The 25,386-nt window shown below is 66.7% G+C and carries 28 protein-coding genes and 1 tRNA gene; 20 read left to right on the plus strand and 9 right to left on the minus strand.

Annotated features, from left to right (window positions below; all coding sequences use genetic code 11):
- Positions 1 to 39 precede the first annotated feature (39 nt).
- From rpsO to ABE543_RS13995, 3 genes are all read left to right on the plus strand, one after another.
- Complete coding sequence (rpsO, locus tag ABE543_RS13985; RefSeq protein WP_005417886.1) at positions 40 to 300, plus strand: 30S ribosomal protein S15; 261 nt, start codon at positions 40 to 42, stop codon at positions 298 to 300.
- A 151-nt stretch (positions 301 to 451) separates the two neighbouring features.
- Positions 452 to 2,560, plus strand: a complete 2,109-nt coding sequence (gene pnp / locus ABE543_RS13990; protein WP_053518678.1) for a polyribonucleotide nucleotidyltransferase — start codon at positions 452 to 454, stop codon at positions 2,558 to 2,560.
- Positions 2,561 to 2,696: 136 nt separating this feature from the next.
- The gene (locus ABE543_RS13995) at positions 2,697 to 4,259 is read left to right on the plus strand and encodes a winged helix-turn-helix domain-containing protein (RefSeq protein ID WP_346475803.1); all 1,563 of its coding nucleotides are present in this window, start codon (positions 2,697 to 2,699) and stop codon (positions 4,257 to 4,259) included.
- On the opposite strand, the gene ABE543_RS14000 is transcribed toward ABE543_RS13995, so the two are convergent.
- Positions 4,228 to 5,274, minus strand: coding sequence for a serine hydrolase (locus ABE543_RS14000; protein ID WP_277380915.1), 1,047 nt, complete (start codon positions 5,272 to 5,274; stop codon positions 4,228 to 4,230). The genes ABE543_RS13995 and ABE543_RS14000 overlap by 32 nt on opposite strands.
- Before the next feature lie 260 nt (positions 5,275 to 5,534).
- Here ABE543_RS14000 and ABE543_RS14005 point away from each other — a divergent pair, with 260 nt between their 5' ends.
- Positions 5,535 to 6,725 carry a glycoside hydrolase family 18 protein gene (locus ABE543_RS14005; protein WP_346475804.1) on the plus strand — a complete coding sequence of 397 codons (1,191 nt, stop codon included), beginning with the start codon at positions 5,535 to 5,537 and terminating at the stop codon, positions 6,723 to 6,725.
- Between the two features lie 37 nt (positions 6,726 to 6,762).
- Here ABE543_RS14005 and ABE543_RS14010 read toward each other — a convergent pair whose 3' ends face one another.
- The 3 genes from ABE543_RS14010 to ABE543_RS14020 are packed head-to-tail and all read right to left on the minus strand — an operon-like array spanning position 6,763 to position 8,892.
- Entirely contained in the window at positions 6,763 to 8,322 is a 1,560-nt protein-coding gene (locus ABE543_RS14010) for a PepSY-associated TM helix domain-containing protein (RefSeq protein WP_346475805.1), read from the minus strand.
- A gap of 10 nt (positions 8,323 to 8,332) precedes the next feature.
- Entirely contained in the window at positions 8,333 to 8,596 is a 264-nt protein-coding gene (locus tag ABE543_RS14015; protein ID WP_053518684.1) for a hypothetical protein, read from the minus strand.
- Positions 8,596 to 8,892, minus strand: coding sequence for a hypothetical protein (locus ABE543_RS14020; RefSeq protein WP_053518685.1), 297 nt, complete (start codon positions 8,890 to 8,892; stop codon positions 8,596 to 8,598). The genes ABE543_RS14015 and ABE543_RS14020 overlap by 1 nt, the downstream gene beginning before the upstream one ends.
- A 430-nt stretch (positions 8,893 to 9,322) precedes the next feature.
- On the opposite strand from ABE543_RS14020, the gene thrS reads away from it, so the two are divergent.
- The 10 genes from thrS (at position 9,323) to ABE543_RS14070 (ending at position 17,723) form a co-directional block, all read left to right on the plus strand.
- The gene (gene thrS, locus ABE543_RS14025) at positions 9,323 to 11,224 is read left to right on the plus strand and encodes a threonine--tRNA ligase (RefSeq protein WP_065175534.1); all 1,902 of its coding nucleotides are present in this window, start codon (positions 9,323 to 9,325) and stop codon (positions 11,222 to 11,224) included.
- Between the two features lie 63 nt (positions 11,225 to 11,287).
- Positions 11,288 to 11,815: a translation initiation factor IF-3 gene (gene infC, locus ABE543_RS14030; RefSeq protein ID WP_075076340.1), complete on the plus strand. Its 528-nt coding sequence runs from the start codon at positions 11,288 to 11,290 to the stop codon at positions 11,813 to 11,815.
- A 266-nt stretch (positions 11,816 to 12,081) separates the two neighbouring features.
- Positions 12,082 to 12,279, plus strand: a complete 198-nt coding sequence (gene rpmI, locus ABE543_RS14035; RefSeq protein ID WP_346475806.1) for a 50S ribosomal protein L35 — start codon at positions 12,082 to 12,084, stop codon at positions 12,277 to 12,279.
- A gap of 11 nt (positions 12,280 to 12,290) precedes the next feature.
- The gene (gene rplT, locus ABE543_RS14040) at positions 12,291 to 12,650 is read left to right on the plus strand and encodes a 50S ribosomal protein L20 (RefSeq protein WP_005410435.1); all 360 of its coding nucleotides are present in this window, start codon (positions 12,291 to 12,293) and stop codon (positions 12,648 to 12,650) included.
- Between the two features lie 190 nt (positions 12,651 to 12,840).
- A complete protein-coding gene (locus ABE543_RS14045) occupies positions 12,841 to 13,836 on the plus strand; it encodes a phenylalanine--tRNA ligase subunit alpha (RefSeq protein ID WP_065181862.1) in 996 nt (331 codons plus the stop codon).
- Positions 13,837 to 13,921: 85 nt separating this feature from the next.
- Entirely contained in the window at positions 13,922 to 16,303 is a 2,382-nt protein-coding gene (gene pheT, locus ABE543_RS14050) for a phenylalanine--tRNA ligase subunit beta (protein ID WP_346475807.1), read from the plus strand.
- A 27-nt stretch (positions 16,304 to 16,330) separates the two neighbouring features.
- Complete coding sequence (locus tag ABE543_RS14055) at positions 16,331 to 16,630, plus strand: integration host factor subunit alpha (RefSeq protein WP_005410432.1); 300 nt, start codon at positions 16,331 to 16,333, stop codon at positions 16,628 to 16,630.
- Positions 16,611 to 16,967: a MerR family transcriptional regulator gene (locus ABE543_RS14060; protein ID WP_053518690.1), complete on the plus strand. Its 357-nt coding sequence runs from the start codon at positions 16,611 to 16,613 to the stop codon at positions 16,965 to 16,967. Before ABE543_RS14055 ends, ABE543_RS14060 begins: the two co-directional genes overlap by 20 nt.
- Positions 16,968 to 17,034: 67 nt before the next feature.
- Positions 17,035 to 17,111, plus strand: a tRNA-Pro gene (locus ABE543_RS14065).
- Positions 17,112 to 17,327: 216 nt separating this feature from the next.
- Positions 17,328 to 17,723, plus strand: a complete 396-nt coding sequence (locus ABE543_RS14070; RefSeq protein WP_193396119.1) for a hypothetical protein — start codon at positions 17,328 to 17,330, stop codon at positions 17,721 to 17,723.
- A gap of 19 nt (positions 17,724 to 17,742) precedes the next feature.
- Here ABE543_RS14070 and ABE543_RS14075 read toward each other — a convergent pair whose 3' ends face one another.
- The gene (locus tag ABE543_RS14075; protein ID WP_053518692.1) at positions 17,743 to 18,438 is read right to left on the minus strand and encodes an aspartate/glutamate racemase family protein; all 696 of its coding nucleotides are present in this window, start codon (positions 18,436 to 18,438) and stop codon (positions 17,743 to 17,745) included.
- Positions 18,439 to 18,545: 107 nt separating this feature from the next.
- Between ABE543_RS14075 and ABE543_RS14080 the strand changes: the two genes are divergently transcribed.
- The 3 genes from ABE543_RS14080 (at position 18,546) to ABE543_RS14090 (ending at position 20,197) form a co-directional block, all read left to right on the plus strand.
- Positions 18,546 to 19,178: a cation transporter gene (locus tag ABE543_RS14080; RefSeq protein WP_080375309.1), complete on the plus strand. Its 633-nt coding sequence runs from the start codon at positions 18,546 to 18,548 to the stop codon at positions 19,176 to 19,178.
- A 97-nt stretch (positions 19,179 to 19,275) separates the two neighbouring features.
- Complete coding sequence (locus ABE543_RS14085; RefSeq protein WP_346475808.1) at positions 19,276 to 19,917, plus strand: LysE family translocator; 642 nt, start codon at positions 19,276 to 19,278, stop codon at positions 19,915 to 19,917.
- A 106-nt stretch (positions 19,918 to 20,023) separates the two neighbouring features.
- Positions 20,024 to 20,197: a DUF1328 domain-containing protein gene (locus ABE543_RS14090; RefSeq protein ID WP_006380555.1), complete on the plus strand. Its 174-nt coding sequence runs from the start codon at positions 20,024 to 20,026 to the stop codon at positions 20,195 to 20,197.
- A 57-nt stretch (positions 20,198 to 20,254) separates the two neighbouring features.
- On the opposite strand, the gene ABE543_RS14095 is transcribed toward ABE543_RS14090, so the two are convergent.
- Positions 20,255 to 20,488, minus strand: a complete 234-nt coding sequence (locus ABE543_RS14095; protein ID WP_053518695.1) for a DUF1653 domain-containing protein — start codon at positions 20,486 to 20,488, stop codon at positions 20,255 to 20,257.
- An 11-nt stretch (positions 20,489 to 20,499) separates the two neighbouring features.
- Entirely contained in the window at positions 20,500 to 20,775 is a 276-nt protein-coding gene (locus tag ABE543_RS14100; protein ID WP_197571209.1) for a hypothetical protein, read from the minus strand.
- Between the two features lie 405 nt (positions 20,776 to 21,180).
- On the opposite strand from ABE543_RS14100, the gene ABE543_RS14105 reads away from it, so the two are divergent.
- The 3 genes from ABE543_RS14105 (at position 21,181) to ABE543_RS14115 (ending at position 22,433) form a co-directional block, all read left to right on the plus strand.
- Complete coding sequence (locus ABE543_RS14105; protein WP_065175527.1) at positions 21,181 to 21,387, plus strand: hypothetical protein; 207 nt, start codon at positions 21,181 to 21,183, stop codon at positions 21,385 to 21,387.
- Between the two features lie 132 nt (positions 21,388 to 21,519).
- Positions 21,520 to 22,059 carry a DUF3011 domain-containing protein gene (locus tag ABE543_RS14110; RefSeq protein WP_111186452.1) on the plus strand — a complete coding sequence of 180 codons (540 nt, stop codon included), beginning with the start codon at positions 21,520 to 21,522 and terminating at the stop codon, positions 22,057 to 22,059.
- Between the two features lie 170 nt (positions 22,060 to 22,229).
- A complete protein-coding gene (locus tag ABE543_RS14115; protein ID WP_053518700.1) occupies positions 22,230 to 22,433 on the plus strand; it encodes a hypothetical protein in 204 nt (67 codons plus the stop codon).
- A 69-nt stretch (positions 22,434 to 22,502) separates the two neighbouring features.
- Here the strand turns inward: ABE543_RS14115 and dxs are convergent, their stop codons facing one another.
- Positions 22,503 to 24,410, minus strand: a complete 1,908-nt coding sequence (gene dxs, locus ABE543_RS14120) for a 1-deoxy-D-xylulose-5-phosphate synthase (RefSeq protein ID WP_065175547.1) — start codon at positions 24,408 to 24,410, stop codon at positions 22,503 to 22,505.
- Positions 24,411 to 24,515: 105 nt separating this feature from the next.
- Positions 24,516 to 25,181 (minus strand): HNH endonuclease, encoded by a 666-nt coding sequence (locus ABE543_RS14125; RefSeq protein WP_053518701.1) that lies wholly within the window; start codon positions 25,179 to 25,181, stop codon positions 24,516 to 24,518.
- Positions 25,182 to 25,386 lie beyond the last annotated feature (205 nt).

Genomic DNA, 25,386 nt, shown 5'->3' on the forward strand with positions numbered 1-25,386 from the left:
AGCGCGTTCCTGCCGGCCACGCATCACTGAGAAAAAGACATGTCGATCGACACCCAGAAGGTCATTGAAGACAACAAGCGCAGCGCCGCCGACACCGGCTCCCCGGAAGTCCAGGTGGCCCTGCTGACCGCCCGCATCGAACTGCTGACCGGCCACTTCAAGACCCACAAGAAGGATCACCACAGCCGCCGCGGCCTGCTGCAGATGGTCAACCGCCGTCGCAGCCTGCTCGACTACCTGAAGAAGAAGGACGTCGAGCGTTACAAGGCCCTGATCGAGAAGCTTGGCCTGCGTCGCTAAGCAACGAATCCCCCGCGGCGCAGCGATGCGCCGCGGTTTTGTTTTGTAGTACCGCAATCCCCGATTCAGGCCGGAACGATCCGGTCACCCGCTGGCGGCAAGGGTCGCCGACGGTCCAAATTCGCAGACAGCATCCCCAAGGACACCCTCCGTGGCAAAAATCACCAAAACCTTCCAGTACGGCAAGCACACCGTCACGCTTGAGACCGGCGAAGTCGCCCGTCAGGCCAGCGGCGCCGTCATCGTCAAGATGGACGACACCGTACTGCTGGTCACCGCCGTCGCCGCCAAGAGCGCGCGCGAAGGCCAGGACTTCTTCCCGCTGACCGTCGACTATCAGGAGAAGTTCTACGCCGGCGGCCGCATTCCGGGTGGTTTCTTCAAGCGCGAAGGCCGTGCGACCGAGAAGGAAACCCTGATCTCGCGTCTGATCGACCGTCCGATCCGTCCGCTGTTCCCGGAAGACTACAAGAACGAAGTGCAGATCATCGCCACGGTGATGTCGCTGAACCCGGACGTGGACGGTGACATTCCGGCCCTGATCGGTGCTTCGGCGGCCCTGGCTCTGGCCGGCACCCCGTTCATGGGTCCGATCGGCGCTGCCAAGGTCGGTTACAAGAACGGCGAGTACATCCTGAACCCGACCGTCAGTGAACTGGCTGACTCGCAGCTGGAACTGGTCGTTGCCGGTACCTCCAACGCCGTGCTGATGGTCGAATCCGAAGCCGCGCTGCTGTCGGAAGAAGTGATGCTGGGCGCCGTGACCTTCGGTCACCGCGAAATGCAGAAGGTCATCAACGCGATCAACGAGCTGACCGTCGAAGCCGGCACCAAGCCGTCGACCTGGGAAGCCCCGGCCAAGAACGAAGCGCTGATCGCCGCCCTGAAGGAAGCCATCGGCCCGCGCCTGGGCGAAGCCTTCCAGGTGCGTGACAAGCTGCAGCGTCGCGACGCCATCTCGGCGATCAAGAAGGACGTGGTCGAAGCCCTGGCCGGCCGCGTGGCTGCCGAAGGCTGGAACCCGGCCGAGCTGTCGAAGGAATTCGGCGAACTGGAATACCGCACCATGCGCGACTCGGTGCTGGACACCAAGGTCCGCATCGACGGCCGTGCGCTGGATACCGTCCGCCCGATCTCCGTGAAGACCGGTGTGCTGCCGCGTACCCACGGCTCCTCGCTGTTCACCCGCGGCGAAACCCAGGCCATCGTGACCATCACCCTGGGCACCGCCCGCGACGGTCAGGTCATCGATGCCGTTGCCGGTGAGTACAAGGAAAACTTCCTGTTCCACTACAACTTCCCTCCGTTCTCGGTGGGTGAGTGCGGCCGCATGATGGGTCCGAAGCGCCGCGAGATCGGCCACGGTCGCCTGGCCAAGCGCGGCGTGCTGGCTGTCATGCCGTCGCTGGAAGCCTTCCCGTACACCATCCGCGTCGTCTCGGAAATCACCGAGTCGAACGGTTCCTCGTCGATGGCCTCGGTCTGCGGTTCGTCGCTGGCCCTGATGGACGCCGGCGTGCCGGTGAAGGCCCCGGTGGCGGGTATCGCCATGGGTCTGGTCAAGGAAGGCGACCGCTTCGTCGTCCTGTCCGACATCCTGGGTGACGAAGATCACCTGGGCGACATGGACTTCAAGGTGGCCGGTACCGCTGAGGGCATCTCCGCCCTGCAGATGGACATCAAGATCGAAGGCATCACCGAAGAGATCATGAAGCAGGCGCTGCAGCAGGCCAAGGCTGGCCGTCTGCACATCCTGGGCGAAATGGCCCACGGCCTGACCGCTCCGCGTTCGGAACTGTCCGACTACGCGCCGCGCCTGCTGACCATCAAGATCCACCCGGACAAGATCCGCGAAGTGATCGGCAAGGGTGGCTCGACCATCCAGGCCATCACCAAGGAAACCGGCACCCAGATCGACATCCAGGATGACGGCACCATCGTCATTGCGTCGGTCAACGCGATCGCTGCCCAGGCCGCCAAGGCCCGCATCGAGCAGATCACCTCGGACGTCGAGCCGGGCCGCATCTACGAAGGCAAGGTCGCCAAGATCATGGACTTCGGTGCGTTCGTCACCATCCTGCCGGGCAAGGACGGCCTGGTCCACGTCTCGCAGATCTCCAGCGAGCGCGTCGAGAAGGTCGGCGACAAGCTGAAGGAAGGCGATGTGGTCAAGGTCAAGGTGCTGGAAGTCGACAAGCAGGGCCGTATCCGCCTGTCGATGAAGGCCGTGGAAGAAGGCGAGGGCGCCAGCGCCGAATGATCGACCCACGGTCGATCACGGCAGGTGTCAACCCGGGTTGAGCACCGCCGCTGACATCGCTGGAATGAGAAAGCGGGCTTCGGCCCGCTTTTTCTTTGTCCGGCATCCTGAGCGGGCTTGCCGCTATGCTGTTGTCATGGACCTCCTGCGCCTGCTCGACCTGGACATCGACCGCCCGGCGCAGCGCGTGAGCCGGGTCGGTGAGGCCCTGCCCATCAGTGGCCTGAGCTGGACCCTGTTCGACGTGCTGCTTGCACACGGCACCCGTGTGGTGGATTTCGACACGTTGGCGGCCCAGGTCTGGGCACCTGCGGTGGTTGGTGAGGATGCGGTCAGTCAGCGGGTGAAACTGCTGCGGCAGGCACTCGGCGATGACAGCCGTCGGCCGCGCTACATCCGTTCGGTGCGCGGGCGCGGCTATCAGCTGTGCGCCGCACCGATACCGATGGCACCGCCGCCAGTGATCCGATCGTCACGAGGGCGCTGGTGGTGGGCTGCAGCGCTGGTGGCGGTGGGCGGGTTGGCGGTGGCGGTGCTGGCGTGGCCGGACCAGGCTCCGCCCGCCGCAGCCACGTCCCTGCTGCAGCGCGCGGACTATTACGCCGGCATCGGCCAGGCGAGCAACAACGAACGCGCGATCGCCCTCTACCGCCAGGCACTCCAGGTCGATCCAGAATCCAGTGCGGCCCGGCGTGGGCTGGCACGTGCATTGTCGGCGCAGGGATGCCTGTTCAACGGTTCTCCGCAGCAGATGCGCGAAGCGCTGGCGCTGGCCGACTCCGAACGTGCACGAGCGCCGCATGACGGTGCCACGTACGCCCTGCGCGGGTATGCGCATGATTGCCTTGGGCGGATGGACGATGCGGTAGCCGACTACGCGCGCGCGATCCAGCTCGATCCTGCGGACGAGCGCACGCGCGCATCGCTGGCCTACCTGCAGCAGGAGCAGGGCCACCTGTCGCTGGCGCTGCGCGCCAACCTCGCGCTCAAGGCACCCGAACGCATCCGCTTCCGTGATGTGCAGGTGGCGCGCGAAATGGAACTGCTCGGTTTCACCCAGGCGGCAGCGCAGCGCCATGCGCGCAACTTCCAGCTTTACCCGGACAACGTGTTCGCCAACATCGCGTGGCCGCGCAGCCTGTACGTTGCCGGGGCCGCCGGGCGCGCCCGGGAGGAGCTGGCCATCGCATTGACGCGTGGCACACCACACCCCCAGCTGCTGCGCCTGCAGGGAGAACTGGCATTGCTGGCCGGTGACACCGCGGCGGCGGCCGAGGCGTTCGCGACGGCGCACCGGCTGCGGCCGCAGCAATCGTTGGGAGAGACGCTGGCGGGCCTGTACGGATCGACGGCCATCGATCCGGCATGGGCACGTGCGCGATTGCAGCGCCTGCCGGCGGGGAGTGGTGATGGTTGGGCCGATGCTGCGCTCGAGCGGGCTCTGCTCTTGCAGTCGGTGGGTGATGCGAAGGCCGCCGTGGCCGCGCTGCACCAGGCGGTGGACGATGGCTTCCGCGATGCGGCATGGCTGCGTGCCACGCCGCTGTATGCTCCGCTGCGCAGCGCGCCGGAGTGGGAGCCGCTGCTGGCGCGTATCGATGCGGATGTCGCCAGGCAGCGCGCGCAGGTCCTCGCCGCCGCATGGCGACCCTCCGATCTGTCCGGTCTCAGCGCAGTGCGGGAAGCAGGAACTCAGTGAGAATCCGCCGCGACTGCGGATGGGCGAAGCTGCGGTTGTAGGCTTGGCTGGTGACTACGGCCACGGCATTCCTGTCAGGAATCAGGAAGACATAATTGCCACCGTTGCCGGACATCGCCCACACGGTCCGCTGCCTGCCCTGCACCGTCAGCTGCAGGCCCCACCATTGGTAGCCGTACTCGCTGCCATCGCCAGTGCGGGCCTGTGGCTGGATCATTGCAGCGATGAAATCACGGGGAACCAGTTGCCGGCCATTGCCGCGCCCCTGATCCAGCACCAGCTGCCCCAGCCGCGCCAGGTCGCGGCTGCGGTAGCGCGTGCCGCCGCCTCCCATTCCGATGCCCTCCGGTGAACGGTTCCAGTGGCTCTCGGTGATGCCCAGCGGACGCTCCAGTGCCCGGGCGGCATAGTCCGACAGTGGCATGCCGGTGGCCCTCTCGAGCACGGCGCCGAGCACGAACGAGTCGGCCGTACAGTACGCGAAGGAACGGCCATGAGGGCTGTCCTCCGGTCGCTGCATCCAGGGCGCGAAGCCCTTCACCGGCAGGGACAGGGCAAAGTCCAGCCAGCGCTCGCTCACGTACATGCGCTCTTCGTGGCCGCTCGAGAACGGGTTCTCGTCGTCGCATTCCCACAGGCTGCTCATGGTCAGCAGATCCTGCAGGGTGATGGCGCGCAGGCGCGGGTCGACGACGTGGCGCGCGGTGAATCCGGGGAAGTAGTCGTAGACCCGGGCCTGCACGCCCGGCAGCGCCCCCTCGCCGATGGCGGCGCCGATCAGCAGTGCGGTCACGCTTTTGCTGGCCGAGCGCACATCGTGCAGGGTGCCCGCGTCCGCGCCGTTGAAGTAGCCCTCGTAGACGACGTTGCCGTCGACCTGCAGCAGCACGCTGCGGATCTGCTTGAGGTCATCGCGGGCGATGGCCTGCTCCAGGGCGGGCAGGCGGACGGAGGCAGGCGTTGCGGCGCCGGTGGTGTGGGGTATGAATGCCAGCAGCAGAAGGAGGAAGGGCATCAACGGACGCATGGTCGGGCTCCATCGGAAAGGAGACTGGATTGAGCCCGGTCCTTCGCTGAAGTGCTGGAAGCGTGTCTGAAGAATTCTGAAGGGCCAGTACCGGCGACGGCAGCGCGCTGTCCTGCCGTGGGGCGTCAGGGACATGCCGATGTCATCCTGCGGGCGTCCGTGCCTGTCCAGTGGACGACATTCGATGAAGCCGCGCCGGGGCGTGATCGGTTTGCTACCGTGGCTGCGCCTTCGAACCGGGAGATCCCATGTTCCGCCAGACCCTGGCCGTCCTTGCCGTACTCGTCACCGCTGCCGTGCCCGGCGCAGTGCACGCTGCGCCGGCGCAGTCGCCGATCTTCGGCGCCTACTACCCCGGTGGCTCGGCCGGGCGCTATCCGGTTTCGAGCATTCCAGCCGAGCGCCTGACGCATCTGTTCTACGCGTTCTCCACCATCGAAGACGGCCGATGCGTGATCGGTGCGGACGCATCGAAGAACGTTGCCGAGCTGGCTGACCTGAAAAAAGCGCATCCGCATCTGCGCACGCTGATCTCGATCGGCGGCTGGGGCGCCGGTGGGTTCTCCGATGCCGCGCTGACCGAAGCCAGCCGCAGGCGCCTGGTCGACTCCTGCATGACGCTGTTCTTCGAGCGGCACGCAGGCAGCTTCGATGGCGTGGACATCGACTGGGAGTTCCCGGTCAGTGGCGGCCCGAAGGAACTGGCGCATCGTCCGCAGGACCGGGCCAACATGACGCGCCTGGCGCAGGCGTTCCGTACCGCGCTCGATACGTACGGGCACAGGGCAGGGCAGCCGATGCTGCTGACCGCCGCGCTGGCCGCTGGCCGGCTGCAGACCGATGGCCCCTATGATCCCGCCGCCAGCTATGACCTGCCTGCGCTGGCCCGGATACTCGATTTCATCAACCTGATGAGCTACGACATGGGTACCGGTTTCTCGGCCGTGTCGACCTTCAACGCGCCGTTGCATGAAGTGCCGGCCGACCCGCTGGCGCCGGAACTGCGGCGCTGGAACAACGTGGCCGGTGCGGTGCAGTACTACCGCGAACATGGCGTGCCGGCGGACAAACTGGTGCTGGGCGTGCCGTTCTACGGGCGCGGCTTCAAGGTGACCGGGGAGACTGCCGACGGCCTGTACCAGGCTTACAGTGCGCCGGCCGATGCCGGCGACTGGCGGGTGATCAAGGCGCGTTACCTCGATCAGCCGGGCTGGACCAGGCACTGGCACCCGCAGGCGCAGAGCCCGTGGTTGTACAACCCGCGGGAGAACGTCTTCATCAGCTATGAAGACCCGCGTTCGATCGGCCTGCGGGCGCAGTTCGCCCGCGAACAGGGGCTGGCCGGTGTCTTCATGTGGGAGCTGACCGGCGACGATGAACAGGCCAGCCTGCTCAACGCGATGCTGGCGCCCTGGCACAAGGCCCGCGTGGGCGATTGAAGGCGCCGCGCTCCGCCGGCATGGCCCGGCGGGGCGGTCAGTCGGCCCAGACGCTGTTGGGGTCGCCGTTGCGCGCCCGGCGTTGGCTGGCCAGCGCCAGGCGCGCAAAGCCGAAGGCCATCGCCAGGGCGACGGCGTCGATCCAGAACAGCGGCCAGTGCCCGGCAGCGGCGGCACGCCACAGCCAGTCACCGTTCAATGCACCATGCAGGACCGGCACCAGCACGGTCGCGGCCGCAGCGGCCCACAGCAGTTCCCGGGCAGCCTGTGCGGGCCTGCGCAGGAATGCCCACAGCGCGCACGCGGCCCAGCTGCTGAAACAGGCCCAACGGATGCCCGGGTCGACCGCCGCGGGTGCTGCGCGTTCGAGCACCAGCGCTACCACGAACGCCAACGAGATCGCCACGCACAGGCCGATGCAGACACCGACGGTGGCACGCGCCATGTTGACGGCCGCACGCGACTGCTCGGGCTGGCGTCGCTTGCGTCGCGATTCGATCCACAGCAGGTTGCCGGAATAGAACAGGAAGGCGCCGCCGAGCCCCATCAGGAAGTACAACCAGACCACCACGCCGTTGCCGAACTCACCGAAATGAAGCGCATAGGCGGCGCTCAGCGTAGCGTGATTGGCATCGCGCTGGCCCGGCAGCTGCGTGGCCAGCACGTCGCCGGTGGTCACGTCCAGGGCGACCGCGCCCAGCGGGCCCAGCGTGCCGGTGGATTCGCCGGTGATCTCGATGGTGGCCTTGGCGTCGCCACCATTGGCCAGTTTCAGATAGGCCGGTTCGAAGTTGGCCACGCCCTGGGCGCGGGCCACTTCCAGGGCGCGCGCATGCAGGACCTGCAGGCTGCCCGGCGGTGCCGGAACGCCGCTGGCCTCGCGCACCGGAGCGGTATCCATCGCGGTCGGCACGGCCTGCAGCAGTTTGCCATCGAAGATCAGCGGATTGAGCAGTGCCATCTGTACGAACGCCAGGCAGAGCAGGGCGCCGGTAACGGCGAACATCAGATGGAAGGGCAGACTGAGCACGCCGATCACGTTGTGCGCATCCTGCCACTGCTGCTTGAGGTTGCGGCCCGGGCGCAACGCGAACAGGTCACCCAGCAGTTTCGGCAGGTGGATCACCAGGCCGCTGAGCAGGGCCATGCCGTACAGCAGGCTGACGATGCCCATTACATACACGCCGGCCACCGGCAGGCCCAGGCTGTAATGCAGCTCGTTGACCAGTTCGGCCAGACCGGTCTGCGGCGGCGTCGGGCTGCCGGCGGTGTGTCCCGGCCACGCATAGCGCCAGCTGCCGTCATCGGTCTGCCAGTAGGCCAGCGGCTGCGGATGGTCGGTGCCGGGGAAGGTCATGCCGACATGGCGGCGTGCCTCCGCGTGGGCTGCCAGCACGTCCTCGAGCAGGTGCTGTGCGTCATCCAGGTCCGCGGGCAATGCCGTCGCCGCGCCCGGCGTCTGCCACAACGGCAGGTCATGGTGGAAGAGGGTCAGGGCGCCTGCATAGAAGGCCACGAACAGGCCAAAGCCGGCGACCAGGCCGACCCAGGTGTGCAGGGTGGTGAACGTTCGCAGCGTCTGCGAGGAGAACTTCATGGGGACGGTCTCATTGCACCGCACCGGCCAGGCGCAGCAGGCCGAGCACGGCGAAGCCGGCGCCAGCACTGCCGGCCAGGGCCAGCCAGGCGTGTGCGGCGCGGCGGAAGCTGAACGCCCAGAGGGCGGCCAGCATCCACAGCGGGATGAAGGCGATCAGGGCCGGTACCAGGGCGTGCTGCCATGGGCCGGGCGGCAGCCAGGCCACCAGTCCGGTGGCGGCCGCGGCCAGCAGGAAGCCGGCGAAGATGCCGGCGAGGGCGCGGGCCCACATCAGCGCGGCTCCGCGCCGGGGCGGTGCCAGGCGGCGATGGCCGGCAGCAGCATCGCCGCCAGCATCCAGGTGCACAGCATCGCCACCAGCCCGGCGGCGAAGCCCAGTTCGGCCATCCACAGCCACAGTGCGGCCGCAGCGGCAACCAGGCCGATCTGTCGGCCAAGCCGGCCAGCCCGGCGCAGGCGCGGCCAGCGGCAATGCGGCGAGGCGGCATAGAAGGCCGTCGCCGAGAACATCGCAGACAGCACGCCCAGGCTGCAGAAGCCGAGCGTGGAAAGGCCGACAGTGATCATTGCCGGCAGCCTGCGCGGCACGAGGGCGGCGAACGCGGGACACGGGCGGGGCCGGCGTAGGCCGGTCGGAGCGGGTGGCGCATCACGAGGTCCTGGGGGAAAGCGGGCAGGCTGGCACGGGGCGGGCTGCCTGGATATGGTAATCATTGCGATTTCAGGCTGCCAGCGACGGCCATTCAGGGGCGCGACGGGGAGTGCTTGGGCTTTCCCGCGCACTGGTCTAAAATCGCAGTCATTATCCTGACTGGAACAAGGTGGCCCGCGCCCAGCGCCGGCCGAGCGTGCGACATGAGCACTACCACCGCCCACGGTTGACCTGCCCCGAAGGCCCTGCGTTCCAGGCGCCCTCGCGGCGCTTTTTTATTGCCCGGGCGCCTGCCCGGAGCCGCTTTCCAGCCCGCAGCGCGGGCCCCCGCACGAAGCCACTGCGATGATCAACATTACTCTTCCCGACGGCAGCCGCCGCGAGTTCGAAAACCCCGTCAGCGTCATGGACGTCGCCCAGTCGATCGGTGCCGGCCTGGCCAAGGCGACCATCGCCGGCTCGGTCGATGGCGTGCTGGTCGATGCCAGCGACGTCATCGATCACGATGCCAGCCTGCGCATCATCACCGCCAAGGACGAGGAGGGCGTGGAGATCATCCGCCACTCCTGCGCCCACCTGGTCGGCCATGCCGTCAAGCAGCTGTACCCGGACGTGAAGATGGTCATCGGCCCGGTCATCGCCGAGGGCTTCTACTACGACATCTACTCCGAGCGCCCGTTCACCCCGGACGACATGGCCGCGATCGAGAAGCGCATGGGTGAACTGATCGCCCAGGACTACGACGTCATCAAGAAGATGACGCCGCGCGCGGAAGTGATCGAGATCTTCAAGGCGCGTGGCGAGGACTACAAGCTGCGCCTGATCGAGGACATGTCCGACGACATCCAGGCCATGGGCATGTACTACCACCAGGAGTATGTGGACATGTGCCGTGGCCCGCACGTGCCGAACACGCGCTTCCTGAAGGCCTTCAAGCTGACCCGCATTTCCGGTGCGTACTGGCGTGGTGACGCGCAGAACGAGCAGCTGCAGCGCATCTACGGCACCGCCTGGGCCGACAAGAAGCAGCTCGATGCCTACATCAAGCGCATCGAGGAAGCCGAAATGCGCGACCACCGCCGCATCGGCAAGCAGCAGGACCTGTTCCACCTGCAGGAAGAGGCGCCGGGCCTGGTGTTCTGGCACCCCAAGGGCTGGGCGCTGTGGCAGGTGGTCGAGCAGTACATGCGCAAGGTCTATCGCAACAGCGGTTATGGCGAAGTGCGCTGCCCCCAGATCCTGGACGTGAGCCTGTGGAAGAAGTCCGGTCACTGGGACAACTACCAGGACAACATGTTCTTCACCGAGTCGGAGAAGCGCACCTACGCGGTCAAGCCGATGAACTGCCCGGGCCACGTCCAGGTGTTCAACCAGGGCCTGCACAGCTACCGCGACCTGCCGATCCGCTACGGTGAGTTCGGTTCCTGCCACCGCAACGAGCCCTCCGGCGCACTGCACGGCATCCTTCGCGTGCGCGGCTTCACCCAGGACGACGGCCATGTGTTCTGCACCGAGGCGCAGATCGAATCCGAGGTGACCGCCTTCCACCAGCAGGCGCTGGCGGTCTACCGGCACTTCGGCTTCGAGGAGATCCAGATCAAGATCGCGCTGCGGCCGGAATCGCGGCTGGGCGATGACGCCACCTGGGACAAGGCCGAGGGCGCACTGCGCTCGGCGCTGGCCAGCTGCGGCGTGGAGTGGCAGGAACTGCCGGGCGAGGGCGCCTTCTACGGCCCGAAGATCGAGTACCACCTGAAGGACGCCATCGGCCGTACCTGGCAGCTGGGCACGATGCAGGTCGACTTCATGATGCCCGGCCGCCTGGGCGCCGAGTACGTGGACGAGAACAGCCAGAAGAAGCACCCGGTCATGCTGCACCGGGCGATCGTCGGCTCCATGGAGCGTTTCATCGGCATCCTGATCGAGCACCATGCCGGCCAGTTCCCGGCCTGGCTGGCGCCGACCCAGGTGGTGGTGGCCAACATTACCGACGCCCAGGCCGACTACGTCTCGGGCGTGACCAAAACCCTTGCGGAGCAAGGCTTCCGCGTCAGCTCGGATTTGCGTAACGAGAAGATCGGCTATAAAATCCGCGAGCATACGTTGCAGCGCGTGCCCTACCTGCTGGTCATTGGTGACCGCGAGAAGGAAAATGGGGCTGTGGCGGTGCGTACGCGTTCTGGCGAAGACCTGGGCAGCATGAGCCTGCAGGCCTTCATCGAGCGGCTCCAGGCCGAGGGCGCGTAAGCAAAGGTCCGGTCCGGGGGCACAGGCACCCGGACCGGTTCGATACCCTTGGGAGAACGTAATATCAGCACCCCTGACAACAAACAGAACCGCAAGAATCAGGAAATCCGTGTGCCGCGCGTCCGCGTGATCGGCAGTGACGGAGAAATGATCGGCGTGTTGTCGCGCGACGAAGCGCTGTCCATGGCCGAAGATGAAGGCCTGGACCTGGTCGAAATCCAGCCGCAGGCCGATCCGCCGGTCTGCAAGATCATGGACTTCGGCAAGTTCAAGTTCGAAGCGCAGAAGAAGGCCAGCGAGGCCAAGAAGAAGACCAAGCAGGTCGAGATCAAGGAAGTGAAGTTCCGTCCGGTCACGGACGAGGGCGACTACCAGATCAAGCTGCGCAAGATGCGCGGGTTCCTTGAAGAAGGCGACAAGATCAAGGTCAACATCCGTTTCCGTGGCCGTGAAATGAGCCACCAGGAACTGGGTCGCGAAATGGCCAACCGGATCGAGACCGATCTGGGCGAGGACATCGTCATTGAATCCCGTCCGCGCCTAGAAGGGCGTCAGATGGTCATGATGATCGCGCCGAAGAAGAAGACCTGAGGCCTGACGGGCCGCCTTCCGGGGCGCCTGGCTGAATGGTTCAGGGTAAGGGGACGCCACTGGCGTCCCTTTGCTTTTGCAGGATGCCGGTGAAATGCCGGCGCAAGGGGTGCTGGGGCTGGTGGCAGGGCAGTTTTGCCTGTATCATGCCCGGCTCGACCCACCCAGGACGGGTCGTACGCCGATCATGGCAGGACGGAAAGAGCGGCCCAGGCCGCCGCCAGATCAGTCAGAAACCAGGGTCAAATCCCATCAAGGACATTGCAATGCCCAAGATCAAGACCAACCGGGCAGCGGCCAAGCGTTTCCGCAAGACCGCCTCGGGCAAGTACAAGTGCGGCCACGCCAACCGTAGCCACATCCTCACGAAGAAAGCGACCAAGCGTAAGCGTAATCTGCGTCAGACGAGCCATGTCCGTGCAGAAGACGCAGGCCGTCTGGACCGCATGCTCCCTTACCTCTGAGGAACTGAAAAATGGCACGAGTTAAGCGTGGCGTACAGGCGCGTCGCCGCCACAAGAAGATTCTGGATCTCGCCAAGGGCTATTACAACGCCCGCCGCAAGGTCTTCCGCGTCGCCAAGCAGGCGGTCATCAAGGCACAGCAGTACGCCTACATCGGCCGTAAGCAGAAGAAGCGCAACTTCCGTTCGCTGTGGATCACCCGCATCAATGCGGCTGCCCGCATCAATGGTCTGAGCTACAGCCGCTTCATGAACGGCCTGCTGAAGGCCGGCATCACCCTGGACCGCAAGGTCCTGGCTGACATCGCCGTGCACGACGCAGCCGGCTTTGCCGCGCTGGCCGAAAAGGCCAAGGGCGCGCTGGCGGCATAAGTCCTTCCCGATGCCGTTGCCGTTCATCCGGAACGGTGTCAGGTCAAGGCAATGCATGGGGAAGGGCGCAAGTCCTTCCCCATTCTTTTTTGGGTCCCGGCGTGGCCACGGCGACGCGGGGACGGCGGTGGCGACAGGGGTCGGCCCTTCGCCTGCCGCGATGGCAGATCGACTGGAGTTCCGGCCCCCCATGAGCGACATCCAATCCCTCACCACCCAGGCGCTGGCCGAGGTGGCTGCTGCACAGAGCCCCGACGTGCTGGAGCAACTGCGCGTGGCCCTGCTCGGCAAGAGCGGCAGCATCACTGCGCAGCTCAAGCAGCTCGGCGCCCTGCCGGCCGACGAGCGCAAGGCCGCCGGTGAAGCGATCAACCAGGCCCGCGACGCACTGACCCGCGCGCTGGGCGAGCGCAAGGCGCTGCTGGAGGATGCGGCACTGGATGCGCGCCTGGCCGCCGAAGCCATCGACATCACCCTGCCGGGCCGCAATGGCGAACGCGCCGGCCTGCACCCGATCACCCGTACCCTGGAGCGCATCACCGGCATCTTCGGCCGACTGGGCTACGAGTTGTCGGAAGGGCCGGAGATCGAGGATGACTGGCACAACTTCGAGGCGCTGAATTTCCCGCCGCACCACCCGGCGCGCGCCATGCATGACACCTTCTACTTCGGTGACGGCCGCCTGCTGCGCACTCATACCTCCGGTGTGCAGGTGCGCTACATGGGCGACCATGCGCCGCCGCTGCGCATGATCGCCGCCGGCAAGGTGTACCGCAGCGACAGCGACCAGACCCACTCGCCGATGTTCCATCAGGTCGAAGGCCTGCTGGTGGACGAGCACTCGACCTTCGCCGACCTGAAGGGCACGCTTGCCGAATTCGTCCGTGCCTTCTTCGAGCGCGACTTCGAGATGCGCTTCCGTCCCAGCTACTTCCCGTTCGTCGAGCCCGGTGCGGAAGTGGACATCGCCTGGCAGCAGCCCGATGGCAGCACCCGCTGGCTGGAAGTGCTTGGCTGCGGCATGGTCCATCCGAACGTGCTGCGCAGCGTCGGCATCGATCCTGAGCGCTACACCGGTTTCGCCTTCGGCATGGGCGTGGAGCGTTTCGCGATGCTGCGCTACGGCGTCAACGATCTGCGCGCGTTCTTCGAGAACGATGTGCGCTTCCTGAAGCAGTTCGCGTAACGCATTCGGCAACGCCGGGCCCAGCCTGGCGGACTCAAACATTCGACGGCCCAGGCGCCTGCGCCGGGTCCACCAGGGTGACAACATGAAATTCTCCGAAAACTGGCTGCGCAGCCACGTCCCCACCCGCGCGTCGCGCGATGAGCTGAGTGCGGTGCTGACCGCGATCGGCCTGGAAGTGGAAGACGTGACCGCGTTGGGCGAGGGCCTGCAGCACGTGGTGGTGGCGCGCATCGTCGAGGCCGTGCGCCATCCCGAAGCGGACCGCCTGCAGGTCTGCCGGGTCGATGCCGGGCAGGGCGAGCTGCTGCAGATCGTCTGCGGCGCACCGAACGCGCGTCCGGGCCTGGTCGCGCCGCTGGCGATGGTCGGTGCGCAGATCGGCGAACTGAAGATCAAGCCGGCCAAGCTGCGGGGTGTCGAGTCCAACGGCATGATGTGCTCGGCGAAGGAGCTGGGCCTGGACAACGATGCTTCCGGCCTGCTGGAACTGCCCGCGGATGCCCCGGCCGGCCAGACCCTGGTCGACTACCTGGGCCTGCCCGATGCCAGCATCGAGATCAAGCTGACGCCGAACCGTGCCGACTGTTTCAGCGTGCGCGGCATCGCCTACGACGTGGCGGCCGCCACCCGCAGCCAGGTGCTGGACTTCGCTGCAGCACCGGTCGTCGCCGTCGGCAGCCGCGAGCTGTCGATCCGGCTCGACGCCGGCACCGAGGCGCCGCGTTACCTGGGGCGCGTCATCGAGGGCCTGAACCCTGCGGCGAAGACCCCGCTGTGGATGGCCGAGCGCCTGCGCCGCAGTGGCGTGCGTCCGGTGTCGCTGCTGGTCGACATCACCCAGTACGTGATGCTGGAACTGGGTCAGCCGATGCATGCCTATGACCTGGGCACCCTGCAGGGCAGCATCGCCGTGCGACGCGCACGTGCAGGCGAGAACCTGAAGCTGCTCGATGGCCGCGATGCCGTGCTGGACGACAGTTTCCTGGTCGTGACCGATGCTGATCGCGCGGTGGGCCTGGCGGGTCTGATGGGGGGCTTCGATTCCCGTGTGACCGACGCGACCACCAGCGTGTTCCTGGAGGCTGCGCACTTCGCACCGGCAGCGATCATGGGCCGTGGCCGCAAGCTGGGCCTGCACACCGATGCCGGCCACCGCTTCGAGCGCGGCGTCGATCCGGCGCTGCCGCGCACCGCCATCGAGTACGCCACCCGCCTGGTGCTGGACCTGGCCGGCGGCACCCCGGCACCGGTCACCGAGGCCGTGCGCGAGGCTGACCTGCCGCAGCCGGCCACCATCGCGCTGCGCCGCGCGCGTATTACCCGCGTGCTTGGCATCACCATCGAGGATGCCGAAGTGGAGCGCATCCTGCGCGCGCTGGGCATGGAGGTGGTCGCTACGGCCGACGGCTGGCAGGTCACCGCACCGAGCCGCCGTTTCGATATCGCCATCGAAGAGGACCTGATCGAAGAGCTGGCCCGCATCCATGGCTACGAGCAGATTCCCACCACCCTGCCGGGCGGTGCCGCGCGCGTGGCGATGCCGAGCGAGACCCAGCTCGACACCCTCAGCGTGCGTCGCCAGCTGATCGCGCGCGACCTGCAGGAAACCCTCAATTTCGCCTTCGTCGACGATGCGCTGCTGACCCAGTGGCAGCTGCGCGACGATCTGGTGCCGCTGGCCAATCCACTGTCGGCCGAACTGGCGGTGATGCGCCCGTCGCTGCTGCCGGGCCTGGTGGCCACGCTGGGCCGCAACGCCGCGCGCCAGTTGGGCCGGGTGCGCCTGTTCGAGATCGGCCGCGTGTTCGCCCGCCAGGCCGGGGAGGGCCAGCCGGCGCCGCTGGAAACTCCGCGTGTTGCTGCCGCGGTGTGCGGCGATGCGCAGGCGGTGCAGTGGGGTCTGCCTTCCCGCAAGGTCGATTTCCATGACCTGAAGGGTGATCTGGAGTCCCTGGCTGCTGCCAGTGGTGCCTCGCTGGAGTTCCGCCCGTCGAGCCGTGCGCATGGCCACCCGGCGCGCTCGGCCGAGGTGTTCCGCGACGGCGTTGCGATCGGCTGGATCGGCCAGATCCACCCGCGCCTGGCCAAGGCGATGGACATCGAGGCCGACGTCTACGCCTTCGAGCTGGACCTGGAGCCGCTGTCGGCGCGCCGCCTGCCGCGTGCCGGCGAGCTGTCGCGCTTCCCGGCGGTGCGCCGCGACCTGGCGTTCCTGGTGCCGGAGCAGGTGGCCTGGAGCGATCTGGCCGCCACGGTCCGCCAGGCCGCCGGCCCGCTCCTGCGCGAGCTGAACCTGTTCGACCGCTATGTGGGCCAAGGGGTCGAGCCGGGATTCAAGAGTCTCGCTATGGGCTTGATTTTGCAGGACAAGTCGCGCACTCTGACGGACCGCGACGTGGATGCGGTGGTGGCCGAGGCGGTCACCGCCATCGAGCGTGAACACCACGCCCGGATCCGCGGCTGAGCGGGCAGCACTCGGGGGTAGCAGGCAATGGCATTGACCAAGGCGGAGATGGCGGAAAAGCTGTTCGACGAAGTCGGTCTGAACAAGCGTGAAGCCAAGGAATTCGTCGACGCGTTTTTCGATGTGCTGCGTGAAGCATTGGAACAGGGACGTCAGGTGAAGCTGTCGGGCTTCGGCAATTTCGACCTGCGGCGCAAGAACCAGCGTCCGGGCCGCAATCCGAAGACCGGCGAGGAAATTCCGATTTCCGCCCGTACGGTGGTCACCTTCCGTCCGGGCCAGAAGCTCAAGGAAAGGGTGGAAGCTTATGCTGGATCCGGGCAGTAACCGCGAACTACCGCCGATCCCGGCCAAGCGCTACTTCACCATCGGTGAAGTGAGCGAGCTGTGCGACGTCAAGCCGCACGTGCTGCGCTACTGGGAAACAGAGTTTCCCAGCCTTGAGCCGGCCAAGCGCCGCGGCAACCGCCGCTACTACCAGCGTCATGACGTGCTGATGGTGCGGCAGATCCGCAGCCTGCTGTACGAACAGGGCTACACGATCGGCGGTGCCCGCCTGCGTCTGGAGGGCCCCGATGCCCGCGAGGAATCGGCGCTGAGCAACCAGATCATCAAGCAGGTGCGGATGGAGCTGGAAGAAGTGCTGCAATTGCTTCGCCGGTGACCCAAATCCCGCGTGATCCGCTATACTTCACGCCCCGCCGCACTGGCGGGAACATCGCAGCATCAGTCGGGGCGTAGCGCAGCCTGGTAGCGCATCTGCCTGGGGGGCAGAGGGTCGTCGGTTCGAATCCGGCCGTCCCGACCACTGTGATGGAACAGAAGGCCCGCGCAGCGATGCGTGGGCTTTTTTGTGGGTGAACCGATGGGCGATGCGGCCGTGTACGCCAGCCCATGCGTGACCGACATCCCGTATCATCGCTGCACATCCGATCGCATCGGCTTCTCCTTCCGTCTCTCTTCCGCGTCCGCTGGCGCAGCATGTGGCTGCGGTCACGGGCGTGCAGCGGGTCCGTGGAGGTGGATGCGCGGACCACGACGACCACAGGGGGTTGCGTTGATCAGCAGTACCGTCATTCATCGCTCGGCTGAGGCAGGTGCCGCCGAGGTGCAGGTCCTGGACACCACGTTCAAGGGCAAGCACGTCTTTGTCAGCTGGGGCCTGCGTGGGCCCGAGTTGACCCGCAGTGCCGACCCGGCCGCAACGGTGGCCGCGCGCCGCGCATTGCAGACCGTTTCCCGGCACAACGAGGGCCCGCGCAGCCCCGAGGTGTTCATCGCCAACCAGTCGGCGGTGGCGATCACGGTCTATCGCTTGTTGACCGAGGCCCGGTCCGGCGATGCGATCTTCTTCCTGTGCGACTCGCAGGCGGTGGTGGATTGGCTGGTCACGGCGCTGGAAGTGCAGGGGGCGGACTGATCGCGTCCATGCCGGCCGTCTATCCCGCCAGCGCGGCGTCAACCGCTGCCTGGGCGTGCAGGCTGGTGGTATCGAACAGCGGCACCGCACTGTCCTGCGGGCGTACCAGCAGCATGATTTCGGTACAGCCGAGAATGATCGCTTCGGCACCACGCGCCACCAGCCGCGCGATCACGTCTGCGTAGACCTGTCGCGAGCGCTCGCTGACCACGCCGGCGATCAGCTCCTGGTAGATGATGTCGTGGACCTGCTGGCGATCTTCGGCGTCGGGTACCAGCACTTCCAGCCCGAAGCGACCGGCCAGGCGTCCCCGGTAGAAGTCCTGTTCCATTGTGAAAGCAGTACCGAGCAGCCCCACCCTGCGCCAACCGGCCGCCACGATGGCGGTGGCGGTCGGGTCGGCGATGTGCAGCAGCGGCAGCGGGCAGGCTGCTTCGATCTGTGCGGTCAGCGCGTGCATCGTGTTGGTGCAGATCAGCAGTACATCGGCGCCGCCCGCCTGCAACCGCTCTGCGGCATCCACCATGTGCCGCGCAAGCGCATCCCAGTCGCCGTCGTGCTGCAACTGCTTGATCGGAGCGAAATCCACCGACCACATCAGCAGCTGCGCCGAGTGCGCGGCCCCCAGGCGACGGCGCACCTCTTCGTTGATGAGGCGGTAGTACTGCGCCGAACTCTCCCAGCTCATGCCGCCGATCAGGCCCAGGGTCTTCATGTGCCGCTCCAGGTGGGGAGGCGCCATTGCAGCACAGGCGGGCGGCGATGTCGCCGCGACCTCTGACAGGCGCGATAATGCGGCCATCGATGATCGAGGGCAGGGTGATGGGCGAATGCTGTGGCTGCGGCAGGACGATGGACCTGGCGGCGATGCAGGCGCGTCACCGCCGCGTGCTGCGGATCGTGCTGCTGGTCAACCTTGCCACGTTCGCGATGATGGTGCTGGCCGCCTGGTACAGCCATTCTTCGTCACTGCTGTCCGGTGCGCTGGATAATCTGGGCGACGCGGCCACCTATGCGCTCAGCCTCGCGGTGGTGGGTGCGGGCATCGTCGCCAAGGCACGTGTGGCGCTGTTCAAGGGGCTGCTGATCCTTGCCGCAGCGGTGGCCGTGGCGGTGCAGATCGGTTGGCGCCTGCTGCATCCGGAGGTGCCGCTGTTCGCCAGCATGGGCTTGGCCGCCCTGCTCAATCTGGCAGCCAATGCACTGTGCCTGTGGCTGCTCACACCCTATCGCAACGATGACGTCAACCTGGCGTCCGCCTGGGAGTGCTCGCGCAACGATCTGTACGAGGGCTCGGCGGTGCTGCTGGCTGCAGGGCTGGTGGCGCTGTTCGGTGCGGGCTGGCCCGATCTGCTGGTGGCGGCCGCACTGCTGGTGCTGTTTCTGCGGTCGGCGATGCGCGTGCTGGGTACGGCGTGGTCGGAGCTGCGCGCGGCACGGCAGGTTCATGCGTGAGTGGCCGCCTGTAACCGTCGCATCGGCATCGCGCTGTATGTGACGTCGCGGTGAGCCACCGCCTATGCTGGGACGGTTCTCTTTCGTGGATGGCCGAATGTCCCTGCAGACCTGGTGGTGGTTCCTGGCTACGGTGTTCGTGCTGTGTGGCACCCCTGGACCGAACATGCTGCATATCCTCGGACGCAGCGTCGGCCTGGGATTCCGCGCCAGCCTCCCGGCCATGGCCGGCTGCCTGCTGGCCATGCTGGCGGTACTGGCGGCCTCCGCCGCCGGGTTGAGCGCACTGCTGCACTCCTCACCCATGCTGTTTGAAGTGCTGCGCTATCTGGGCGTGGCCTACCTGGCCTGGCTGGGCCTGAAAGCGTGGCGCGACAGCAGCCGGCCGGCAGCGCCGGTGGACGTTGAGGCCCCGGCGACGGTGCTGTCAGCGGACGGAGCCTGGGCGGTATTCCGCGGCGGCCTGCTGGTGGGCCTGAGCAATCCCAAGCTGCTGCTGTTCGCCACGGCGTTCCTGCCGCAGTTCGTCGATCCCGCGCAGGGTCAGGCCGTGCAGTACAGCGTCCTGGTGGCAACCTTCGCCAGCTGCGAGCTGTTCTGGTACGTGATGTATGCCGCCGGTGGCCATGGCCTGCGCCGTTGGCTCGGCCGGCCGTTCGCCCGGCGCTGGTTCGAGCGGCTGGTGGGCAGCGTGTTCCTGGCGTTCGCGGTGGCCCTGCTGCGCTTCCGGCCCCGTTGATCCGTATGCGGCTTCACGCCGCACGCGCGGCTCCCTCACGAGGCTGGCATCGGCTGCGGCCTAGGCTGATCGCACTGTTTTCAGTCCCTGTGGGGAAAGGATCGACATGATCAAGTGGGCCATCATCTTCGCCATCATCGGTGTGATCGCCGGCGTGCTCGGCTTCGGCGGCATCGCGGGTGCCGCGGTGGGTATCGCCAAGTTCCTGTTCTGGGCCGGCATCATCATTGCCGTGGTGCTGTTCCTGCTGGGCATGACCGTCGCGAAGAAGGTCAGCTAGCGGCTGCCTGCGTGGCAGCGCGCGCAGGCGTGCGCTGCCACGCGAGACGCACAGCCGTCAGTCTTCGATACGTGCGAAACGAGGCTGTGGGCCAAGTGCGCCCGGTACCTGTTCTACGAACATGGCGTACGGTCGCACCCACAATCCGCCTTCGCCATACAGTGCGCGGTACAGCACCATCGGCTGCAGGGTCTCGCTGCTGCGCACGATGTCGATCACTTCATACTCGCCGCCCTTGAAATGGCGATAGCGGCCGCGCGCAAGCGTGGGCAGGGGACTGAGCGCCGTCATGGGTGCGGCACTCATCTGCGCGCCGGCTGTGCCGGCATCGCGCAGTAGGCGTCGATCGCCTCGACGGTGTTGGCCAGGCCCTGCGCCTGGGCCAGTTCCCAGGGACGCTCGCAGCGCTGGCTGCGCTCGCACCACTGGTAGCCAGCCGAGCCGATGCAGCCATGGGCATCGCGATCACCGCCGACTACGGGTGCGGAAGTGGCTGCCGCTTCGCGCACGGGCGCCTGTTGCGGTGCCGCGCAGGCGGCCAGGGCCAGCAGCATCGGCGCCAGCATGAGGGCTTTCATCGAGGACACTCCGTGGCCTAAACCACCAGTGTGCGGCGGGCCAGCAGCAGCGGCAAGCACTCAACTCATCGACGCGCGGATCAGTTCCTCGATCAGGACCAGGTAGCAGGCTGCGAAGTAGAACTTCAGCAGCGTCGAGCGCTGCGGCGGTTGGAAGGTGCGCATGTGGAAGGGGCCCCTGTTGGTGACGATAGTGTGAAGCCAAGCTGACTTCGTGACAAGAATCACGAAAGTCATGGGGTGAACGGGCTCAGGGATGTGACGAAGCGCGAATTCCGATCCGCCGGCGGGGATTTTTCGGACAAATCTGATAGGCCCTGCCTGAAGCGCTCGCTAGCCTGAACAGGTATCGGCGCTCTCACCTCATCCCCGGCGCCGCGTCCATTCCCTCCGTTGGAGTCGATCATGGTGTTTACCGTCCACTGCAATGCCCAGCACTGGTTCGTGCTGGACCCCGAGGCGCGCACCACCGCCTCGTTCGCCCGCGGCGCCGACGCGTTCGATGTCGCCACCGAACTGGCCCAGGAACATCACCGCCGCACGGGCCAGCACTGCATCGTGCGTGTGGAGGCACTGGGGGGGGCAGTGGATGTACTGCGGATCGGTGCCTAGCGGCCGACCCTGCGGCGCAGTCAGCCGCGGTTGAGCTGTTTGAATGGGGAAAGAACCGACGGTACGTTGCCCTCTGTGCGCCGTGCCGCGAATCCCGGATGCTTGCCGCCACGCATTCATCTGGAGATCTCGATGGGCAACGCACTCACCTGGCGCACCCTGGCCTGCGCACTGCTGCCGATGCTGGCCGCCGCCGGGGGCGCGCAGGCGCAGAACTATGGTTATGACGACGATCGCCATGGCGGCCGCGACGGCAGCGGCATCGTGCGATGCGAATCGGTCAAGAACCGCAGCAATGAGTGCCGCCTTGAAGGGCGGCCCCGGCTGATCCGCCAGTTGTCCGGCTCGCCGTGCGTGGAGGGCGAGACCTGGGGCCAGTCGCGCTCCGGCGTGTGGGTGACCCGGGGCTGCCGGGCCGAGTTCGTCGGCGAGTCGCGTCGTGGCGGCGGCTGGGGTGGTGGATGGGGCAACGGCAATGGCCGCGGTGGCGAAGTGATCGCCTGTCATTCCAATGGCCATCGACAGGAATACTGTGACACCCGCGTCCGCCGCAGCGTACGCCTGATCCGGCAGGACTCCCGCAGTGCCTGTATCGAGGGCCGGACCTGGGGCTGGGACCGCCGCGGCATCTGGGTCAGCGATGGGTGCCGCGCCCAGTTCCAGGTGAACTGAGTCCTTCCGGCCATCTGCGTCAAAATCAGAAAAATCTGATATTGCTCACAGTTTGAACGCCGTATCGTCTGCAATCAGGGCACGGGTGCCCTGCTTGCATCGGCAGTCCGTGCCGGCACCGATGCACGTCTTCCGCCATCATCGATACGCTGCCTCAAGGAGTGAGCTGCATGTTGATCCGCCTTCAGTGCGAACAGCGCCAATGGCGTGTTCTGCATCCGGATAGACCGGAGCCGATCGAGTTCCGCGACGGCGCCCGCGCCTTCGATTTCGCCCAGGCCCTGGCCAGGCTGCACTTCGTGGACACCGGGCAGCGCGCCGCCGTGCGCGTGGAAGCCAGCGGCGCGTTCGTGGAAGCGATCAGCTACGGTTGAACAGGGACCGGGCGTCGTTCCGCAGCAGGCGTGGGAAACCGGGCGCCTGCCCGGTTCCACCCGGGGCGGTCAGCCCGCCGCGCTCAGCGGCGGAGTGGTGGCAGCCAGCTGCGGCCAGCGCTTGAGCACGGCCGCGCGGATCCCGGCGGCATCGATGCCGGCTTCAGCCAGCAGGTCCTCGCGGCTGGCATGATGCTGGTAGGCATCGGGCAGGCCGAGATGCAGGATCGGTCGCAGCACCGCTTCGGCGTTGAGCAGCTCGGCCACGCCGGAACCGGCGCCACCGGCCACCACGTTGTCTTCGATGGTCACCAGGCCTTCGTGCTGGGCGGCCATTGCCAGCACCAGGTCGCGGTCCAGCGGCTTGATGAAGCGCATGTTGACCACGCTCAGGCCCAACTCGCGGCCCACCTGTTCGGCGGCGGCAACGGTGCTGCCGAACGCCAGCAGGGCGATGTGGCTGCCCTGCACGCGCAGCTCGCCCTTGCCGATCGGCAGCGTGGACAGGTCACTGCCGGCCGCGACGCCGGTACCGCTGCCACGCGGGTAACGCACGGCGGCCGGGCCGGCGTACTGCAGACCGGTGCTGAGCATCTGCCTGCACTCCGCCTCGTTCGACGGGGCCATCACCACCATGTTCGGCACGCAGCGCAGGAAGCTCAGGTCGAGGTTGCCGGCATGGGTCGCCCCATCCGGTCCGACCACGCCGGCGCGATCAATCGCGAACAGCACGTCGAGGTCCTGGATGGCCACGTCATGCACCAGCTGGTCGTACGCGCGCTGCAGGAAGGTGGAATAGATCGCCACCACCGGCTTGCCGCCCTGGGTGGCCATGCCGGCGGCCAGGGTGACCGCGTGCTGCTCGGCGATCGCCACGTCGAAGTAGCGCTGCGGGTATTCCCTGCTGAAGCGCACCAGGCCGGAGCCTTCGCGCATCGCCGGGGTGATGCCGTACAGGCGTGGCTCCGCGGCGGCAGCGTCGCACAGCCAGTCGCCGAACACGTCGGTGTAGGTCGGCTTCTTGGCGCCGGTCTTGGCCACCAGGCCCTTGTCGGGATCGAACGGGCCCACTGCGTGATAACCGATCTGGTCGCCTTCGGCAGGCTCGTAGCCCTTGCCCTTGGTGGTCATCACGTGCAGCAGCTTGGGGCCCTTGGAGGCGCGCAGCGTCTTCAGCGTGGACAGCAGGGCGGGCAGGTCATGGCCGTCGATCGGGCCGGTGTAGTGGAAGCCCATCTCCTCGAACATCGTGGAGGGCACGAACATGCCTTTCCAGTGCTCTTCCCAGCGCTTCACGAAGCGCGCCGGATTGTTCTTCTTGTCGCCCAGGATCTTCTTGCCGCCTTCGCGCAGTGCATTGAGCGTGCGGCTGCCGGTGGCGCGGCCGAGCATCTTGGTCAGCCCGCCGACGGCCTCGGAGATCGACATGTTGTTGTCGTTGAGGATCACCAGCAGATTCGGCTCCGGCTCCATGCCGCCCGCGTGCATCAGCGCCTCGAAGGCCATGCCGGCGGTCATCGCGCCGTCACCGATCACTGCCACGATCTTGCGGTCGTCACCCTGTGACTGGCGGGCGATGGCCATGCCCAGTGCGGCGGAGATCGAGGTCGAGGAATGACCGACCCCAAAGGTGTCGAACTCGCTTTCCTCGCGCTTGGGGAACGGCGCCACGCCGTCCTTCTGCTTGACGGTGTGGATCTCGTCACGGCGGCCGGTGAGGATCTTGTGCGGGTAGGTCTGATGGCCCACATCCCAGACCAGCTGGTCATGCGGGGTCTGGTACAGGTAGTGAAGGGCGACGGTGAGTTCGATCACGCCCAGGCCGGCGGCGAAATGTCCGCCGCTCTTGCCCACCGATTCGATGAGGTAGGCGCGCAGTTCGTCGGCGACCGCCCTCAGCTCGGATTCGTCGAACGTGCGCAGGTCATCCGGCGTCTGGATGTGCGCGAGGCGGGGATAGCGGGCAGAGTCGATCATCATGTTCGCACGTGTTCTGAACGACCATTTTCGCCCTCAAACGGGGGTGGGGCAAGCAAACGCCGCCGTCCGTGACAGGACGGTGAGGGTTGCCGGCCGGCAGGTTCAGGTGCTGAGCTTGGAACGCTTGGGCAGCTGCGCTTTCAGGAACGCCATCTGGTCGGCCAGGATGTTGCGGTTGGACAGGATCAGGTGCTCGATCCAGCTGGGCCGGTAGGGCACCGCCAGCAGCGGCATGCCGGCCTGCTGGGGGGTACGGTCACTCTTGCGCGAGTTGCAGTGGAAGCATGCGGTGACTACGTTTTCCCAGCAGTCCAGCCCGCCCTTGGACAGCGGCATGACGTGGTCGCGGGTCAGCGAGGGACGGTTGAACTGCTGGCCGCAATACAGGCACAGGTGCGAATCGCGGGCGAACAGGGCCGGGTTGGTCAGGTTCGGGGTAGGGTCGATGGCACGGGATCGCGCGTGGCCGCGCGCGGCGATGATCGGATGCAGGTCCAGGCCACTCTGCAGGCCGCTGAACCGGTTGGTTCCGCCGTGGATGTGCAGGCAGGGGTCGCCAAGGGTCCAGGCGACGGCCTCGCGGGCGTAGAGGCAGGCGGCATCCTGCCAGGTGATCCAGTCCAGTACGCGTCCGTGGGCGTCGAGCGAGAGCAGCCGGACCGAACCGGGGCGGTGCAACGTCGTGACGTTGGGCGATGCTTCGACGCCCGGAGCAGAAAGCGGGGCTCCGGCTTCGATCAGACCCAAGCGTGTAGTGTCTGTCTCCATCGGGAGAACAGCTTATACCTGAATGTTGACGATTTGTGTATCGCCCGTCGGCGATACGCAAATCGCAAGATTCAGGTCCGCGGATTCCTCCTGTCCCCCGCGCCGTTGGCGCGCCCCCCTTAACAAAGGGGGGCTTTTCTCCAGAGGGATGATCAAGGGCGGTCAGGCCGGGGTCGGATCCCTTTCCGAGGGAAAGGGCTCTGAC

Source organism: Stenotrophomonas sp. TWI169 (assembly GCF_039674705.1).
Classification (GTDB): Bacteria; Pseudomonadota; Gammaproteobacteria; order Xanthomonadales; family Xanthomonadaceae; genus Stenotrophomonas; species Stenotrophomonas maltophilia_P.